We start from the raw sequence: 17721 nt of genomic DNA on the forward strand, positions 1-17721 counted from the left end.
GTGTTGTCCTTAAATACGCGCTTCCGGCAGGGAAAGCGCGCAAAAATTAGCGCAAGAGGGGATCAAGTCCACCACGTGAATCAAGCGCATACAAGTCGTCACAGCCGCCAATGTGCTGCGCATCAATAAAAATCTGCGGAACCGTCGTCCGTCCGCTGCGCTGGATCATCTCCTCACGCTTCGCGGCATCGCCATCGATCGGCAACTCATGGAACGTTACGCCTTTGCTGTTCAGCAGCGCTTTCGCGCGGATGCAGAACGGGCAGGTCGCTTTGGTGTAGATCTCAATATTGGCCATGACTTCACTCCTGTTATTACCCTGAGGGTTTTACGCCGCAGCCTGTGTTCCCCTCACGTCAGGCGCGAAGGGGAAAACGCGGCGGCATCACCACGCGAGGTAAGTTATTTGCCGCGTACCAGAGGGAGGTTTTCGCCGCTCCAGCCAGCAATGCCCTCTTTCAGTACAAAGACTTTTTCAAACCCGGCTTTGTTCAGCGCGCTGGCTGGCTCTTGCGCCTGCATGCCGGAACCGTCTACCACAATAATGGGTTGCGATTTGTGTTTTTCCAACTCGCCGACGTTATTCGCTTTGATATCGCTGGGCAGCAGGTTGATGGCGCCGGCAATATGGCCTTTACGGAAATCGTCACGCTGACGCAGGTCGACCACCACCGCGTCTTCTTTATTGATAAGACGCGTCGCTTCACCACGGGTGATGACTTTAACTTTCGACATCAGGCCCTTGAAGGTGGTGAACAGCACCGCCCCCAGCAGCGCGATCCACGCGATGCTCAGAACAGGGTGACGGCCGATGAATTGCATAATTTCTTGCATGGGGGGTTACAACTCCCGACTAAGTGAGAAAAAAACCAGGAAAGGAGTATACCTGTGCCTTGCGGCAATTACAGCCAGTGAGCGCGATGTAATGTATTTTCTGCGGGCGGCGGCGAAAAAAAGCCGTTCTCGCTGACGCGCCGCGGCCCGGCCGCTTCCTTTCTTTGATCTTTCACGGGGATTTAAACGATTCAGCTGTAGTAAAATTACGCAAAATTTCTGTCTTTGAGCATGAGGTTGTCGCAATGTCGGTTACTAAAAAACCTATGGTACTGGTGATTCTGGATGGCTACGGCTATCGCGAAGACCAACAGGATAACGCCATTTACAGCGCTAAAACGCCGGTAATGGACGCCCTGTGGGCCAAACGTCCGCATACCCTGATCGATGCATCCGGCCTGGAAGTTGGCCTGCCGGACCGTCAGATGGGGAACTCCGAAGTGGGCCACGTCAACCTGGGCGCCGGTCGTATCGTCTATCAGGACCTGACCCGTCTCGATGTGGAAATTAAAGAACGCACCTTCTTCGCCAATCCGGTACTGACCGCCGCGGTCGATAAAGCGGTTGCCGCGGGTAAAGCGGTACATATCATGGGTCTGATGTCGCCGGGCGGCGTTCACAGCCATGAAGATCACATCATGGCGATGGTGGAGCTGGCGGCAGAGCGCGGCGCTGAGAAGATCTACCTGCACGCTTTCCTCGACGGTCGTGACACCCCACCGCGCAGCGCGGAAAAAACGCTGGCAAAATTCGAAGCCAAATTTGCCGCGCTGGGCAAGGGCCGCATCGCGTCGCTCATTGGCCGCTACTACGCCATGGACCGCGACAACCGCTGGGATCGCGTTGAGCAGGCTTACGATCTGATGACGCTGGCGAAAGGCGAATTCCAGGCCGATACCGCCGTTGCCGGCCTGCAGGCTGCCTACGCCCGTGACGAAAACGACGAGTTCGTGAAAGCGACCGTGATCCGCGCCGCCGGCCAGGCCGATGCCGCGATGGAAGATGGCGATGCGCTGATCTTCATGAACTTCCGTGCTGACCGCGCACGCGAAATCACCCGCGCCTTCGTCAACGCCGACTTCGACGGCTTTGCGCGTAAGAAAGTGGTTAACCTCGACTTCGTGATGCTCACCGAATATGCCGCCGACATCAAAGTGGCCTGCGCCTATCCGCCCGCCTCGCTGGCCAATACCTTCGGCGAGTGGATGGCGAAGCACGATAAAACCCAGCTGCGCATCTCCGAAACCGAGAAATACGCCCACGTCACCTTCTTCTTCAACGGCGGCGTAGAAGAGCCGTTCAAAGGCGAAGAGCGGATCCTGATTAACTCGCCGAAAGTGGCGACCTACGATCTGCAGCCGGAAATGAGCTCCGCCGAGCTGACCGAAAAACTGGTCGCGGCCATCAAAGGCGGCCAGTACGACACCATCATCTGTAACTACCCGAACGGCGATATGGTTGGCCATACCGGCGTGATGGAAGCGGCAGTGAAAGCCGTTGAAGCGCTGGATCACTGTATCGATCAGGTGGCGCAGGCGGTGGAATCCGTTGGCGGCCAGCTGCTGATCACCGCCGACCACGGTAACGCCGAACAGATGCGCGACCCGGCCACCGGTCAGGCGCACACCGCCCACACCAACCTGCCGGTTCCGCTGATCTACGTCGGTAACAAAGCGGTCAAAGCGGTCAATGGCGGCAAACTTTCCGACATCGCCCCGACCATGCTGTCGCTGATGGGAATGGAAATCCCGCAAGAGATGACTGGCAAGCCGCTGTTCATCGTGGAATAATCCTTCCCCATGAGGGGAAAGGCGACGTATTCAACTACATGGATCGCAACGGCAGTTCGATCCGTCCTTTACGCCAGCGCGCTCAGCGCTGGCGTATTACTGTGCGCGTCATCTGCGCACGCCGACGATCGCGATCAGCTAAAGTCCATCCAGGCCGACATCGCCGCCAGGCAGCGGGCGATTAAGCAACAGCAGCAGCAGCGCGCAAGCCTGCTCGCTCAGCTCAAAGCGCAGGAAGAGGCGATCGCCGCCGCGGCCCGCAAACTGCGCGAAACCCAAGACAGCTTGAACCAGCTCAATAAGCAGATTGACGAGATGAACGCTTCTCTCGCGAAGCTGGAGCGCCAGCGCGCGTCTCAGGAGCGTAACCTCGCCGCGCAGCTTGACGCGGCGTTCCGCCAGGGGCCGCATACCGGCATCCAGATGGTGCTGAGCGGTGAAGAGGGTCAGCGCAATCAGCGGATGCAGGTCTATTTCAGCTATTTCAACCAGGCCCGCCAGGAAACCATCGCGGAACTGAAGAAAACGCGCGAAGAGATGGCGGTGCAAAAGTCGATGCTCGAAGAGAAGCAGAGCCAGCAGCAGACGCTGGTCTACGAGCAAAAAGCCCAGCAGGCGAAGCTGGAGCAGGCGCGTAACGAACGGAAAAAGACCCTTTCCGGCCTGGAGTCCTCCATTCAGCGGGGTCAGCAACAGTTAAGTGAATTGCGGGCTAACGAATCGCGCCTACGCGGTCGTATCGCCCAGGCGGAGGCTGCCGCCAAAGCCCGTGCCGATCGGGAAGCTCGCGATGCGCAGGCGGTGCGCGACCGCCAGCAGGAAGCATCGCGCAAAGGCACCACCTATAAACCAACGGAAAGCGAGCGTTCGCTGATGTCGCGCACCGGCGGGCTGGGCTCGCCGCGCGGTCAGGCGTTCTGGCCGGTTCGCGGTCCGCTCCTTCATCGATATGGCGAACAGCTGCAAGGTGAACTACGTTGGAAAGGGATGGTTATCGCCGCGTCTGAAGGCACCGAAGTCAGAGCGATTGCCGATGGTCGGGTCATTCTGGCCGACTGGCTGCAGGGCTATGGTCTGGTGGTGGTGGTCGAGCATGGCAAAGGCGACATGAGCCTGTATGGCTATAACCAAAGCGCGCTGGTCAGCGTCGGTACGCAGGTGCGTGCCGGTCAGCCTATCGCGCTCGTAGGCAGCAGCGGCGGTCAGGGCCGTCCGTCGCTCTATTTCGAAATTCGCCGCCAGGGTCAGGCGGTCAATCCACAGCCGTGGTTGGGAAGATAAGTTTTGCTTCAATTTCGCGCAATTGCTCTTGCCGTAGCCGGTTCGCTGGCTCTGGCGGCGCCAGCGTTCGCTGGCAAACTCTCCATCGTTATTGACGATTTTGGCTACCGCCCGCAGACCGAAAATCAGGTGCTGGCGCTGCCGTCCACTATCTCCGTCGCCGTGCTGCCGAACGCGCCGCACGCCCGGGAAATGGCCACGAAAGCGCATAATCTGGGCCATGAAGTGCTCATCCACCTGCCGATGGCGCCGCTCAGCAAACAGCCGCTGGAAAAAGACACCCTGCGTCCCGAAATGAGCAGCGAGGAGATCGAGCGCATCATCCGCGAGGCCTATGGCAAAGTCCCCTACGCCGTCGGGCTGAATAACCATATGGGCAGCGCGATGACCTCCAACCTGTTTGGCATGCAGAAGGTGATGCAGGCCCTGGAGCGCTACAATCTCTATTTTCTCGACAGCGTGACCATCGGCAATACCCAGGCCATGCGCGCCGCGCAGGGCACCGGGGTGAAGGTGATTAAGCGTAAGGTGTTTCTGGACGATACGCAGAATGAAGCCGATATCCGCACCCAGTTCAACCGCGCCATCGCCCTGGCGCGGCGTAACGGTTCGGCGATAGCCATTGGCCATCCGCATCCGACGACGGTGCGGGTGCTGCAGCAGATGGTCTATAACCTGCCGCCGGATATCACGCTGGTGCGCCCGAGCAGCCTGCTCAACGAGCCGCAGGTCGACAACTCGACGCCAAACTACGCTCAGCCGCCTGCGCAACAAACGCCGCCGCAGCAGCAGAAGCCGCGTAATCCGTTCCACGGCGTGAAGTATTGCAAGCCGAAGCGCCCGCTGGAGCCCGTGAACGCCAGCCGCTTCTTCACTATCCTCAGCGACAGCATCAGCCAGAGCGCGCTGGTCCAGTACTATCGCCTCAAATGGCAGGGCTGGGACAATCCCGGCAGCTAGACCACTCAGGGGTCCGTTCGCTTTTGCGCGACGGGCGCCTGGTTATCTTCGTGGGCGTACCACGCCTTAAAATATTTGAGAAAGCTGTAAAACGTGGCGTACAGGCCGGTGACCACGCCGACTTTGCCATAGCGCCACGCCCCGCTGAACAGATACCACTTAAAGAAAGCGCCAATGGCGCTGACGATCCCCCGCGTCAGCGAAGGTGTGATCTGCTGGTGCTTCACCAGCCGGGTGGTATAGCTGTTCAGCTTATTAAACACTTCATGCAGCGAATAAAAGGTGTCATGGCGTACAAAGCCCGGCAGCCTGACGGAGCGCGCGTGTCCGACCACCTGATCATCCACCGGCCGGTCGTTAAACCGCGCCTGCTGGCGGTTAAAGAGGCGCACCGGGTAATCCGGCGAGGAAATGGGGTAGATCGTCCGCACCTGCGTGCCGAGGATAAACCAGTAGCGCGGCAAACGCCAGGCGCAGGCCGGGTCAGGCTCCTCCCCCGCTTTTAGCGCCTGAATGGCCGCCACGACGTCGTTATCAAGAATTTCATCGCTGTCCATGCACAGCACCCAGTCATGGCTGGCCAGCCCGATGGCATAGTTCATCTGCGCGCCGTGGGCTTTATAGGCATGATGATGGACGGTGAGACCAAACTGCTGACAAATAGAGACCGTTTCGTCGGTGCTACCGGAGTCGACGACAATACACTCATCGGCCACCTTCAGCAGCGGGGGCAGCACCTCCATGAGCAGACGTGCAGAGTTACAGGTCAGTAAGCATACGGAGAGTTTAAGCATGATCGTTTCAAAGTTAAACCGCGACTAAACACACTGTATAAGCGAATAACCGTAAAATCGATGTAGAAATTGTGCGCTTGATATTAAGCAGGCTAAAAATGTTATCCAAATCTAAATTAAGGCGCCCGCAGGCGCCTTTTTTGCTGATGTTTACAACAGACCGGAGGCGTTATTCCCAGCTCAGAACCACTTTACCGGACTGACCGGAGCGCATGGCGTCAAAGCCCTTCTGGAAGTCGTCAATGCCGAAGCGGTGGGTGATGATCGGCGAAAGATCCAGGCCAGACTGGATCAGCGCCGCCATCTTGTACCAGGTTTCGAACATTTCGCGACCATAGATCCCTTTGATAAACAGCCCTTTGAAGATGACCTTGGTCCAGTCGATGGACATATCCGACGGCGGGATACCCAGCATCGCGATACGGCCGCCGTGGTTCATGGTATCCAGCATGCTGCGGAACGCCGGCGGCGCGCCGGACATCTCCAGACCCACGTCGAAACCTTCGGTCATCCCCAGCTCGGCCATCACGTCGTTGAGGTTCTCTTTCGCCACGTTCACCGCGCGGGTGACGCCCATTTTGCGCGCCAGCTCGAGACGGTACTCGTTAACGTCAGTGATCACCACGTTACGCGCGCCGACGTGTTTCGCCACCGCCGCCGCCATCACGCCGATCGGACCGGCGCCGGAGACCAGCACGTCTTCCCCCACCAGATCGAAGGAGAGCGCGGTGTGCACGGCGTTGCCGAATGGGTCGAAGATGGACGCCAGGTCATCAGAGATATTGTCGGGAATTTTAAAGGCGTTAAAGGCCGGGATCACCAGATACTCGGCAAAGCAGCCCGGGCGGTTGACGCCCACGCCGATGGTGTTGCGGCACAGGTGGGTACGGCCTGCGCGGCAGTTACGGCAGTGGCCGCAGGTGATATGCCCTTCGCCGGAGACGCGGTCGCCAATCTTAAAGCCGCGCACTTCCTGGCCAATCCCCACCACTTCGCCGACATATTCGTGCCCGACCACCATCGGCACCGGAATGGTCTTCTGCGACCACTCATCCCAGTTGTAGATGTGCACGTCGGTCCCGCAAATGGCGGTCTTGCGGATTTTAATCAGCAGATCGTTATGGCCGACTTCCGGTTCCGGTACGTCGGTCATCCAGATGCCTTCTTCCGCTTTCAGTTTGGATAACGCTTTCATCTCACACCCTTATTAGGCGATGACGCCCAGTTGTTTGCCGATGCGGGTAAAGGCTTCCACCGCACGCTCAATTTGTTCAGGGGTATGCGCCGCCGACATCTGGGTGCGAATACGCGCCTGGCCTTTCGGTACCACCGGATAGAAGAAGCCGGTGACATAGATCCCTTCTTTCTGCAGTTCGCGGGCAAAGTTCTGCGCCACCACCGCTTCACCCAGCATCACCGGAATGATGGCGTGGTCGGCGCCCGCCAGGGTGAAGCCTGCCGCAGTCATTTTTTCACGAAACAGACGCGCGTTGGCCCACAGGCGATCGCGCAGGTCTGCGCCCTCTTCGACCATCTCCAGCACTTTGATGGAGGCGGCCACGATGGCCGGCGCCAGAGAGTTGGAGAACAGATACGGACGGGAACGCTGGCGCAGCCACTCGACCACCTCTTTGCGTGCGGCGGTGTAGCCGCCGGAGGCGCCGCCCAGCGCTTTACCCAGCGTGCCGGTGATGATGTCGACGCGCCCCATCACATCGCAGTATTCGTGGGAGCCGCGACCGTTTTCGCCGACGAAGCCGACGGCGTGGGAGTCATCGACCATCACCAGCGCATCGTATTTATCCGCCAGGTCGCAAACGCCTTTCAGGTTGGCGATCACGCCGTCCATCGAGAAGACGCCGTCGGTGGCGATCAGCACGTGACGCGCGCCAGCGTCGCGGGCTTCTTTCAGACGCGCTTCCAGTTCCTGCATATCGTTGTTGGCATAGCGGAAGCGCTTCGCTTTACACAGGCGCACGCCGTCAATGATCGAGGCATGGTTCAGGGCGTCGGAGATAATGGCGTCTTCCGGGCCGAGCAGCGTTTCAAACAGGCCGCCGTTGGCGTCGAAGCAGGAGGAGTAGAGAATTGCGTCTTCCATACCGAGGAAATCCGCCAGCTTCTTCTCCAGCTGCTTGTGCGTATCCTGGGTGCCGCAGATGAAGCGTACCGAGGCCATCCCGAAGCCGTGGCTGTCCATACCGGATTTCGCCGCGTCGATCAGCGCCGGGTGGTTGGCCAGACCCAGATAGTTATTGGCGCAGAAGTTAATCACGTGGCTGTTGCCGACGGTAATGTCCGCCTGCTGCGCCGAGGTGATGATGCGCTCTTCTTTAAATAAGCCTTCGGCCCGAGCGGTCTCCAGATTGCTAGTTAACTGTTTGTAGAAATCACCACGCATTGCAACTCTCCAGATTCGGCAAAATTTGGCACATATTACCCAAAGCTATACGCTGATACGAGATGATGCAGGCCTGAATGAATTATTTGCAGCATAAATCACGTCAGCCCAGCACCTTATTCTGCGAATGGCTGTAGGCTTGCTCATGTGGTGATATGATATGAGCATTCATGTCCGGATTGTCTCCGGGCTCTCAACTTCAAAGGTACAGTTATGATCATCGTAACCGGCGGCGCAGGCTTTATCGGCAGCAACATCGTTAAAGCGCTGAATGACAAGGGCATTACCGACATTCTGGTTGTCGACAATCTGAAAGACGGCACCAAGTTTGTGAACCTGGTTGACCTGAACATCGCTGACTACATGGATAAAGAAGACTTTCTGATCCAGATTATGGCAGGCGAAGAGTTCGGCGACATTGACGCAATCTTCCACGAAGGCGCGTGCTCTTCCACCACGGAGTGGGACGGCAAGTACATGATGGACAACAACTATCAGTACTCCAAAGAGCTGCTGCACTACTGCCTGGAGCGCGAAATTCCGTTCCTGTACGCCTCTTCGGCGGCCACCTACGGTGGACGCACCAGCGATTTCATCGAGTCTCGCGAGTATGAGCAGCCGCTTAACGTCTACGGCTACTCCAAATTCCTGTTCGATGAATACGTTCGTCAGATCCTGCCGGAAGCCAATTCGCAGATCGTCGGCTTCCGCTACTTCAACGTCTACGGGCCGCGCGAAGGCCACAAAGGCAGCATGGCGAGCGTCGCTTTCCACCTCAACACCCAGCTGAATAATGGCGAAAGTCCGAAACTGTTCGAAGGCAGCGACGGCTTCAAGCGCGACTTCGTCTACGTCGGCGACGTGGCTGATGTCAACCTGTGGTTCTGGGAAAACGGCGTTTCCGGCATCTTCAACCTCGGCACTGGCCGCGCGGAATCCTTCCAGGCCGTCGCCGACGCAACCCTGGCGTACCACAAAAAAGGCAGCATCGAGTACATCCCATTCCCGGACAAACTGAAAGGCCGCTACCAGGCGTTCACCCAGGCGGATCTGACTAACCTGCGTAAAGCGGGCTATGACAAACCGTTCAAAACCGTTGCCGAAGGCGTAACGGAGTATATGGCCTGGCTGAATCGGGATGCGTAAGAGATAACATGAAAATTCTGGTGGTAGGCCCGTCTTGGGTGGGCGACATGATGATGTCGCAAAGTCTTTATCGTACGCTCAGGGCGCGCTATCCCCAGGCGATTATCGACGTGATGGCGCCAGCCTGGTGTCGTCCGTTGTTATCGCGCATGCCGGAAGTGAACGAAGCGATCCCGATGCCGCTGGGCCACGGCGCGCTGGCTATCGGCGAACGCCGCAAGCTCGGCCACAGCCTGCGCGAGCGTCGCTACGATCGCGCTTACGTGCTGCCAAACTCGTTTAAATCGGCATTAGTCCCCTTCTTCGCCAACATCCCGCTGCGCACCGGCTGGCGCGGCGAGATGCGCTACGGCCTGCTCAACGACGCCCGGGTGCTGGACAAAGACGCCTGGCCGCTGATGGTGGAACGCTACGTGGCGCTGGCCTACGACAACGGCGTGATGCGCTGCGCCAAAGATCTGCCGCAGCCGCTGCTATGGCCGCAGCTGCAGGTCAACGAAGGGGAAAAGTCGCAGGCCTGCAGCGCCTTTAACCTGTCCAACGATCGGCCGATCATCGGCTTTTGCCCCGGCGCGGAGTTCGGCCCGGCAAAACGCTGGCCGCACTATCACTATGCTGCGCTGGCGAAAAAGCTCATCGACGATGGTTATCAGATTGCGCTATTTGGCTCGGCAAAAGATAACGAGGCCGGCAAAGAGATCATCGCCGCCCTCAGCAGCGAGCAGCAGGCCTGGTGCCGGAATCTGGCGGGTGAAACCCAGCTGGAGCAGGCGGTGATCCTGATTGCCGCCTGTAAAGCGGTGGTGACTAACGATTCGGGGCTGATGCACGTCGCCGCGGCGCTGGACCGCCCGCTGGTGGCGCTGTATGGCCCGAGCAGTCCGGACTTTACCCCGCCGCTGTCGCATAAAGCGCGCGTGATCCGTCTGATTACCGGCTACCACAAGGTGCGCAAAGGCGATGCCGCGGAAGGTTATCATCAGAGCCTGATCGACATTACGCCAGAGCGCGTCCTGCAAGAGCTGAACGAATTGCTGACGGAAAAAACCGGGCACGAGGAAGCGTAGCGGATGCGGGTATTGATTGTAAAAACCTCATCGATGGGCGACGTGCTGCACACGCTGCCCGCGCTGACCGACGCCGCGCAGGCCATCCCCGGCATCCGCTTCGACTGGGTTGTGGAAGAAGGCTTCGCGCAGATCCCCTCCTGGCATGACAGCGTCGAGCGGGTGATCCCGGTGGCGATCCGCCGCTGGCGTAAAGCCTGGTTCTCCGCGCCGATCAAAGCGGAGCGTAAAGCCTTTCGCGAGGCCGTCCAGGCGGTCAAGTATGACACCATTATCGACGCCCAGGGGCTGGTGAAAAGCGCTGCGCTGGTCACCCGTCTGGCGCACGGCGTCAAGCATGGTATGGACTGGCAAACGGCCCGCGAGCCGCTGGCCAGCCTGTTTTACAACCGCCGCCACCACATTGCGAAACAGCAGCACGCGGTGGAGCGTACCCGCGAGCTGTTCGCCAAAAGCCTCGGCTACGCGAAACCCCAAACCCAGGGGGATTACGCCATTGCGCGCCATTTCCTGCAGCACGAGGCTAGCGCTGCCGCCCCCTATCTGGTGTTTCTGCACGCCACCACCCGCGACGATAAGCACTGGCCGGAAAACCGCTGGCAGGAACTGCTCGATCTGCTGGCCGACAGCGGCGTCCGCATTAAGCTGCCGTGGGGCGCCCCGCACGAAGAGGCGCGGGCGAAGCGGCTGGCGGAAGGCCGGGAGTATGTTGAAGTGCTGCCGCGCATGAGCCTTGAGCAGGTGGCGCAGGTTCTGGCCAGCGCCCGGGCCGTCGTCTCGGTCGATACCGGCCTGAGTCATCTGACCGCCGCGCTGGATAAACCGAACTTCACGCTCTACGGCCCGACCGATCCGGGGCTGATTGGCGGATACGGTAAAAACCAGCACATCGTGCGGCCGGAAAACAGCGCCAGCACCGGCGATATTACCGCCAGCCGGGTTCATCTTCTTCTGCAAAATCAGGGGCTGCTCTGATGGGATCCCTGTTTAAGCAGATCTATCGCTACACCCGCCCTCGCGCTTATCGTCACAATGAAAATCTGTGGCCTTTTACCCGCATCACCCGCGCGCCGAGCGGCGAAATCAGCGCGTTGCGTTATAAAGGGAAAACGGTGCCGCTGGTCAGCCTGAGCGCGCTGAAAAACAGCATGCAGGGCGAAGTCCTGCTGACCGCCACTGGCCCTTCGACCCGCAATATCGATTTTTCCCTGTTGTCGAAAACGATCCCGGTGATGGGCGTCAATGGCGCCTGGCATCTTGCCGACCGACTGCACTTTTCGCTCTATACCATCGTCGACATGGAGTTTTTCGATAAGAAGCCGGACATTATCCGCGCCATCGTCAGTCAGCCGGACATTCTGCTGTTCACCACCATGCATGGGATCGCCAAAATCGTCGATCGCCATGCGGACGCGCTGCGCTGCCGTTTGGCGTTGATTGAGGACGGTTGCTATAAGATTTACCAGCCGAAAGTCGCCAGCGAAGCGATAAAGCGCACTTACCAGCAGAATCCGGCGATGTGCTTTCATCCCCAGCGCCCGGATATCTGTTTTAGCACCGATATTCGCCAGGGCGTCTTTGATGCCGGCACGGTGGTCTACTGGGCGCTGCAGATCCTCGCCTGGCTGGGCTTCAGCACTATCCTGGTGAGCGGTCTGGATATGACTAACTTCAACCAGCCGCGATTCTACGAAACACAACAAGAAAAATTGCCTTCGTACCTGGCAACAAAAGTGGATACCCTCGTCATGCCCTCCTTTGCGCATGCCGCGCAGGTACTGCAGCAACGCCAGATCCGGGTCATTAATTTTTCACCAGAAAGCGCTGTGCCGGACACTATTTTCGAAAAGGTTGCGTTTAATGAGTACTTTAAAAATGAGTAACTACGCCAGACAGGGTTACTCGATTGTTTTTCCTTTGTTTTTATTTTTCAGCGCGATTTTTTGCATGTCCACCCGGACCAATAACCTGCTGCATTTATCGATCCTGCTGCTCTTGCTCTCGCTGATACGCCCGGAAAACCGCCAGGCGCTGGCCGGCGTGTTACGCGAACAGTGGCAGACCTGGGCGCTGCTGGCGGTCTTCTTTATCTATTACGCCCTCAGTAACCTGTGGGGCCATACGCCGCAGCATATCGACTCGCCGATCACCCACGGCGTGTACCTGACGGGCTATCTGTTGCTGATGGCGATGCTGCTCAGCGACGAACGAACCCGCCGCCTGGCCATGCTGGCGGTGGTTGGCGGGATCACCGTGCTCTCGCTGTGGACGCTGATGTTCGACCACACCCTGGTCCTCACCGAACGAGCGGTCTCCCCCGAGAACCCCGGGCCAACAAACGTTATCGACCTTGCCGGATACTGCGGCATCGGCATCTTAATCTGCGGCATGCTACTGAAAGAAAAAGCCAGCCACTGGCTCTATCTGCCAGTGGCCATCATGCTGGTGATGATGCTGCTGACCCAAAGCCGCGGGCCGATCATCGCCCTGGTGCTGGCGGTCGGCTGTACGCTGCACCTGCACGTCTTCACCCGCCGCAACCTGCTGATCGCCGCGGCGCTGGCCGTGCTGGTGGCTCTGCTTTTGGTCATGACGCCGGTGGGCGACATGCTGCTCGCCCGTTTCGAAGAGCTGGGCACCCAAAGCGGGCTGCGCCTGAGCATCTGGCACCATACGCTGTCGGAGATGGCCAGCCAGCCCTGGCTGGGACGCGGTTTTAGCTATGAACTGGATTTCATCAACTACAGCGGCGAACACATCACCACCACCCACAGCGTATATATGGGCGCCCTGCTGAAAGGCGGCATCGTGGGTTTACTGCTGTTGCTGGCGGTCATTGCCTGCGGACTGTGGCAGGCGTGGCGCAAGCGCCGCTCCGACAGCCGCTACAGTCTGGCGATCCTGTTTTACGCGCTGGTGTTTATGGCCTCGCAGGGGATGTTTATCATCAGCAACCCCCGGGAAACCTGGGTGCTGTTCTGGCTGCCGCTGGGCATTGCGCTCAGCAAAGGGCTGGCGGAAAAGCGTTAACAAGAAAGGGCCGCTGACGGCCCTTTTTTATATTCACTTTTCTATTAACTGCGGGCGGCGACCAGCCGGTCGGCCTGCTCTTTAATCACCGGCCATACCGACTCAATCGCCACATCGGCGACATTCGCTTCTTCACAAACGATCTGCCTCGCTTTGTCATAGCCCGGCGCCCAGATATGATAGCCGGGCAGCCCGGTATCCTTGAGTTTGCGTTTGTTATAGACAGCCACCATCGGTTTATCGAAGGCGCGGGCGATATGCACAATCGAGGTGTCCGGCGTAATGACTAAATCACAGCTGCGAATCACCTCCACGGCGGAGTTGATGGTGCTGTCGGCGACGTATAGCGCCATATCCAGCCCCAGCTGCTGAATTTTCTCGCTGCGACCCACCATCACGATACAGACCCGGTAAGGCAGAGCATGTAGCCGCTCGACCAGGGTCGCCACCTGATGACGACAGAAGTCTTTATCCTCGGAGGCGGTAAAAGGGTTAATGGCGACGCGCAGTGCGACCTCTCCGGCCTGGGAAAGCAAGCGCGCCACTTTCTCCCGCTCATGGCGACAGCCGGGGAGATGATAGTCGTATGGCTGGTCGTCAACGACGCCAAAAAGCTTCACCACCTGTTGATAGCGCAGGGAAATATGGCTGTTGCTGTCAAAAAAAGCGATCGAATGATCGTAAAGTTTATAGGGCTCTTTATTAAAGCCAATCACGCTGGTCGCCCGTAAATCGGCGAGTAATTTAAAGCGTTCATAGCTGGTCACGTCATCAAAATCGATAACCGCATCAAAACCCGCCGCCCGTAACGTATTTAAGGACATGCGTGGTCGATATAAATATACTTGCTCAATGAATTCTGAGCCGGCTAATATTTCGCAGCATATTGGTCCGGTTAACACCGAAACCTGATATCCCCGTTCGGCCAGTATTCTGGCGCAGCCGGTGGTCACCACCATATCGCCGACTTTATCGTCCAGGCGCAATAGCAGCACGCGGCGCACGGGGGCCGGGTCGAAGGGTTTGCGCGCCGGCTTATTTCTGTATCGATAGTTAATTAAATTAAATTTAATACCGCGGAAAAAAGCGTTCTTTTTCCGCGTCAATTGTTTAAGGATACGCATACGGTACCTTGAGCTGTGTTAGCGCTGTGTGATTTTCCGCTGGTAATATTCTGCCAACGTCATGCCCTTCACCTGCGGCGCCAGCCAGCTAAAAAAGGCTTCAAGGTCAGCGTATAAACGCTCAATATCCCGTTCATTCTGGAACGTGGGGCTGCCGCCGGGCATATATTCTGAAGAGTGGAGCATATATTCCACGTAGTCATTGCCCTGCGTCAACGTTTGTTCGACGACTTTTTTCATCGTCTCCACGTTGCCGCCCATCGGACGCAGCCAGTGCACGGAGGGGGAACGCACTTTGCCGCGCAGGCGGTCGTAGCCCTGCTTCACGCTGTTCATCCACGCGGAGTGCTTGTACTGAATGCTCATCGGCACTTCCAGCAGCGGCGAGCGGCCCTCGCGGCTGATGTCATTTTCATCGAGGAAATAGGCATGCTGCGGGAAGCGACGATAATCGGTCCCGCCATCGCCCTGCGGCGCCCCCTTGGCGGTCTTCCAGTTCACCCGCGGGGTCACCGAGCAATCCACCTGATACCCGTACTCCACCAGCAGACGCGCATAGCGCTCGTCAAAGGCCCAGCGCCCGGCGCGATGACTAACCATTTTGGTCTGGAAGGTGTCCTCCAGCAGACGCGTCATATAGTCGACCTTCTCACGCATCATGGCATCGCTGTATTCAATGAGATAAGGCTTATGCCGCCAGTCATCGGCGGTCAGCGGCTCGGTCGGCGGGCTGTTCCAGGCATGCAGATGCATACCGACTTCCGCGGTGCCGCGGGCAATCACGTCTCTGGCGAATTCGATATAAAAGGGATCGATGGCCATTTCATAATTGGTCAAATAGACCGGTTTAAAGCCATACTTTTCGCAAAGCTGCTGAAAACGCGGGAGATAACGCGCATTCTCGGTGGTGATGCTGTCATGTTTTTGCCAGAGGTTATCGCCCTCTGTATCAATCGTGATGAGAAATGCGGGATTGTGCACGAAAACGTCCTCAGGCCATACGTATCGGGTCATGGTAGAGCAATACAACGCTTCTCTCAATCTGTCTGATCCCCTAGAATCGGAACCCTTATCCTGGATGAAGAACAGAGTATGACGCCTGAAACCCTCTCCCGCAGCCCCTTGAACCCGGCGCGGATCCTGGTCATTAAGCTGCGCCATCATGGCGACATGCTGCTGATCACCCCGCTTATTCACGCGCTGAAACAGCAGTATCCCGCCGCCAGCGTGGATGTCCTGCTGTATGAAGAGACCCGGGATATGCTCGCCGCCAACCCCGATATCCACCAAATTTATGGTCTCGACCGCCGCTGGAAAAAGCAGGGGAAAAAGCATCAGCTGAAGATGCAATGGCAGCTCATTCAGACGCTGCGCCAGCAGCGATACGATATGGTGCTCAACCTTGCCGACCAGTGGCCGAGCGCGATTATCAGCAAACTGACCGGCGCCGCGACGCGGATCGGCTTTGATTTTCCGAAGCGTCGCCACCCGTTCTGGCGCTATTGCCACACCGCGCTGGCCGCCACCCAACAGCATAATCAGCTGCATACGGTCCAGCAGAATCTCTCTATCCTCGCTCCGCTCGGTATCCAGTTGAACGACGCCCCGGCGCGGATGGGCTACAGCGAAGCAGACTGGGCCACCAGCCGCGCCCTGCTGCCGGAGGACTTCCGGGATAACTACATCGTCATCCAGCCAACGTCGCGTTGGTTCTTTAAATGCTGGCGCGAAGATCGGATGAGCGCGCTGATCAACGCGCTGTCCGCCGAAGGGTACGCGGTGGTACTCACCTCCGGCCCCGACGATAGAGAGAAGAAGATGGTGGAGACCATCATCGCCGGCTGCCCGCAGGCGCGGCTGCACTCTTTAGCCGGCCAGTTAACGCTGCGCCAGCTGGCGGCGGTGATCGATCACGCCCGGCTGTTTATCGGCGTCGACTCGGTGCCGATGCATATGGCTGCGGCTCTCGGCACCCCGCTGGTCGCCCTGTTCGGCCCCTCGAAGCTGACCTTCTGGCGTCCATGGCAGGCGAAAGGCGAGGTGATCTGGGCAGGCGACTTCGGTCCGCTGCCCGACCCGGACGCCATCAACACCAACACCGACGAACGTTATCTCGATTTAATTCCTACCGACGCCGTGATCGCGGCGGCGAAAAAGGTACTGGCATGAGTAAATTCAGGCTGGCTCTGGTGCGGCAGAAGTACCGCCCGGACGGCGGCGCAGAACGGTTTGTCTCCCGCGCGCTGGAAGCCCTCGACAGCAGTCATCTGCAGCTGAACGTCATCACCCGCGAATGGCAGGGGCCGGTGAAACCGGACTGGCAGATCCATATCTGTAATCCGCGCAAATGGGGGCGCATCAGCCGCGAGCGCGGGTTTGCCAACGCCGCGCGGGCGCTCTGGCAGCGCGAATCTTTCGACCTGGTGCAGAGCCATGAGCGTATTCCCGGCTGCGATCTCTACCGCGCCGGCGACGGCGTTCATCGCCGCTGGCTGCAACAGCGCTCGCGCATTTTACCGGCCTGGAAAAGCCGCCTGCTGTTCGCCGACCGCTACCACCGTTATGTGATGCAAGCGGAACGGGAGATGTACGAAGACCCGCATCTGCGCGGAGTGATCTGCAACGCCGAGATGATCAAACGCGAGATCATCGAAGACTTTGGCCTGCCGGCGGACAAGATCCACGTTATCTATAACGCCATTGATAACCAGCGTTTCCTGCCGCCGGGCGAAGAAACCTTTGCCGCCTTACGCGCCAAATGGCAGTTGCCGCTGCAGGCAACCTGCCTGATTTACGTCGGCTCCGGCTTTGAGCGTAAAGGGCTGGCGGCGGCGATCCGCGCCATCGCCCCGACCGATCGCTATCTGCTGGTGGTTGGCAAAGATAAAGATCAGCCGCGCTATCAGGCGCTGGCGAAGAGTCTCGGCTGCGAAGCGCGGGTGCGCTTCTTCGGCATGCAGTCGGAGACGCTGCCGTTCTATCAGATGGCCGATGGCCTGCTGCTGCCGACCCTCTACGATCCGTTCCCCAACGTCATCCTTGAGGCAATGGCCTGCGGTCTGCCGGTGATCACCACCACCGGCTGCGGCGGGGCGGAGTTTATCGTCAACGGCCACAACGGTTACGTCTGCGACGCCCTGGATATCCCGGCGCTGCAGCAGGCGGTGATGGCCCTGCCTGCCCGCGCGCTGGGCTCCGCGGAAGGCGACCGCGCCCGCGAGCGCATCATGGCCTGCACCAGCGAGCGCCTCTCAACCCAGCTGCTTTCCCTTTATCAGGATCTGGTGAAATAAC

General features: G+C 58.6%; 17 protein-coding genes. 10 read left to right on the forward strand and 7 right to left on the reverse strand.

Annotated features, from left to right (window positions below):
* Positions 1 to 46: 46 nt before the first annotated feature.
* Positions 47 to 298, reverse strand: a complete 252-nt coding sequence (gene grxC / locus ACOI6Z_RS17955; RefSeq protein WP_002922429.1) for a glutaredoxin 3 — start codon at positions 296 to 298, stop codon at positions 47 to 49.
* 104 nt (positions 299 to 402) lie between these two features.
* A complete protein-coding gene (locus tag ACOI6Z_RS17960; RefSeq protein WP_023291350.1) occupies positions 403 to 834 on the reverse strand; it encodes a rhodanese-like domain-containing protein in 432 nt (143 codons plus the stop codon).
* A gap of 245 nt (positions 835 to 1079) precedes the next feature.
* Between ACOI6Z_RS17960 and gpmM the strand changes: the two genes are divergently transcribed.
* The 3 genes from gpmM to ACOI6Z_RS17975 are packed head-to-tail and all read left to right on the forward strand — an operon-like array spanning position 1080 to position 4865.
* Positions 1080 to 2624, forward strand: coding sequence for a 2,3-bisphosphoglycerate-independent phosphoglycerate mutase (gpmM, locus tag ACOI6Z_RS17965; protein ID WP_023291351.1), 1545 nt, complete (start codon positions 1080 to 1082; stop codon positions 2622 to 2624).
* A gap of 9 nt (positions 2625 to 2633) precedes the next feature.
* Positions 2634 to 3905, forward strand: a complete 1272-nt coding sequence (gene envC, locus ACOI6Z_RS17970) for a murein hydrolase activator EnvC (RefSeq protein WP_023291352.1) — start codon at positions 2634 to 2636, stop codon at positions 3903 to 3905.
* Between the two features lie 3 nt (positions 3906 to 3908).
* Positions 3909 to 4865, forward strand: a complete 957-nt coding sequence (locus tag ACOI6Z_RS17975) for a divergent polysaccharide deacetylase family protein (RefSeq protein WP_023291353.1) — start codon at positions 3909 to 3911, stop codon at positions 4863 to 4865.
* A gap of 5 nt (positions 4866 to 4870) precedes the next feature.
* Here ACOI6Z_RS17975 and ACOI6Z_RS17980 read toward each other — a convergent pair whose 3' ends face one another.
* From ACOI6Z_RS17980 to kbl, 3 genes are all read right to left on the reverse strand, one after another.
* The gene (locus tag ACOI6Z_RS17980; protein ID WP_420687471.1) at positions 4871 to 5659 is read right to left on the reverse strand and encodes a glycosyltransferase family 2 protein; all 789 of its coding nucleotides are present in this window, start codon (positions 5657 to 5659) and stop codon (positions 4871 to 4873) included.
* A 169-nt stretch (positions 5660 to 5828) separates the two neighbouring features.
* Entirely contained in the window at positions 5829 to 6854 is a 1026-nt protein-coding gene (tdh, locus tag ACOI6Z_RS17985) for an L-threonine 3-dehydrogenase (RefSeq protein ID WP_004205051.1), read from the reverse strand.
* Between the two features lie 12 nt (positions 6855 to 6866).
* On the reverse strand, positions 6867 to 8060 hold the full coding sequence (gene kbl / locus ACOI6Z_RS17990; RefSeq protein WP_065812615.1) for a glycine C-acetyltransferase: 1194 nt from the start codon (positions 8058 to 8060) through the stop codon (positions 6867 to 6869).
* A gap of 213 nt (positions 8061 to 8273) precedes the next feature.
* Here kbl and rfaD point away from each other — a divergent pair, with 213 nt between their 5' ends.
* From rfaD to ACOI6Z_RS18015, 5 genes are read left to right on the forward strand one after another with little or no spacing between them, the layout of a single operon-like run.
* Positions 8274 to 9206, forward strand: a complete 933-nt coding sequence (gene rfaD, locus ACOI6Z_RS17995) for an ADP-glyceromanno-heptose 6-epimerase (RefSeq protein ID WP_023291355.1) — start codon at positions 8274 to 8276, stop codon at positions 9204 to 9206.
* An 8-nt stretch (positions 9207 to 9214) separates the two neighbouring features.
* Positions 9215 to 10273 carry an ADP-heptose--LPS heptosyltransferase RfaF gene (rfaF, locus tag ACOI6Z_RS18000; protein ID WP_044525043.1) on the forward strand — a complete coding sequence of 353 codons (1059 nt, stop codon included), beginning with the start codon at positions 9215 to 9217 and terminating at the stop codon, positions 10271 to 10273.
* Positions 10274 to 10276: 3 nt separating this feature from the next.
* Positions 10277 to 11248, forward strand: a complete 972-nt coding sequence (gene rfaC, locus ACOI6Z_RS18005) for a lipopolysaccharide heptosyltransferase RfaC (protein WP_065812616.1) — start codon at positions 10277 to 10279, stop codon at positions 11246 to 11248.
* Positions 11248 to 12156: a glycosyl transferase gene (locus ACOI6Z_RS18010; protein WP_023291358.1), complete on the forward strand. Its 909-nt coding sequence runs from the start codon at positions 11248 to 11250 to the stop codon at positions 12154 to 12156. The genes rfaC and ACOI6Z_RS18010 overlap by 1 nt, the downstream gene beginning before the upstream one ends.
* A complete protein-coding gene (locus ACOI6Z_RS18015; RefSeq protein ID WP_044525045.1) occupies positions 12134 to 13303 on the forward strand; it encodes an O-antigen ligase family protein in 1170 nt (389 codons plus the stop codon). Before ACOI6Z_RS18010 ends, ACOI6Z_RS18015 begins: the two co-directional genes overlap by 23 nt.
* Before the next feature lie 44 nt (positions 13304 to 13347).
* Here the strand turns inward: ACOI6Z_RS18015 and ACOI6Z_RS18020 are convergent, their stop codons facing one another.
* Both ACOI6Z_RS18020 and ACOI6Z_RS18025 read right to left on the reverse strand, forming a co-directional pair.
* Complete coding sequence (locus ACOI6Z_RS18020; protein WP_044525046.1) at positions 13348 to 14427, reverse strand: glycosyltransferase family 9 protein; 1080 nt, start codon at positions 14425 to 14427, stop codon at positions 13348 to 13350.
* An 18-nt stretch (positions 14428 to 14445) separates the two neighbouring features.
* Positions 14446 to 15408, reverse strand: a complete 963-nt coding sequence (locus tag ACOI6Z_RS18025; RefSeq protein WP_023291361.1) for a polysaccharide deacetylase family protein — start codon at positions 15406 to 15408, stop codon at positions 14446 to 14448.
* 111 nt (positions 15409 to 15519) lie between these two features.
* Here ACOI6Z_RS18025 and rfaQ point away from each other — a divergent pair, with 111 nt between their 5' ends.
* Both rfaQ and ACOI6Z_RS18035 read left to right on the forward strand, forming a co-directional pair.
* Positions 15520 to 16596 (forward strand): putative lipopolysaccharide heptosyltransferase III, encoded by a 1077-nt coding sequence (gene rfaQ / locus ACOI6Z_RS18030; RefSeq protein ID WP_050533484.1) that lies wholly within the window; start codon positions 15520 to 15522, stop codon positions 16594 to 16596.
* A complete protein-coding gene (locus ACOI6Z_RS18035; protein WP_023291363.1) occupies positions 16593 to 17720 on the forward strand; it encodes a glycosyltransferase family 4 protein in 1128 nt (375 codons plus the stop codon). Before rfaQ ends, ACOI6Z_RS18035 begins: the two co-directional genes overlap by 4 nt.
* Position 17721 lies beyond the last annotated feature (1 nt).

The organism is Klebsiella sp. C239, from assembly GCF_048822715.1.
Classification (GTDB): Bacteria; Pseudomonadota; Gammaproteobacteria; order Enterobacterales; family Enterobacteriaceae; genus Klebsiella; species Klebsiella quasipneumoniae.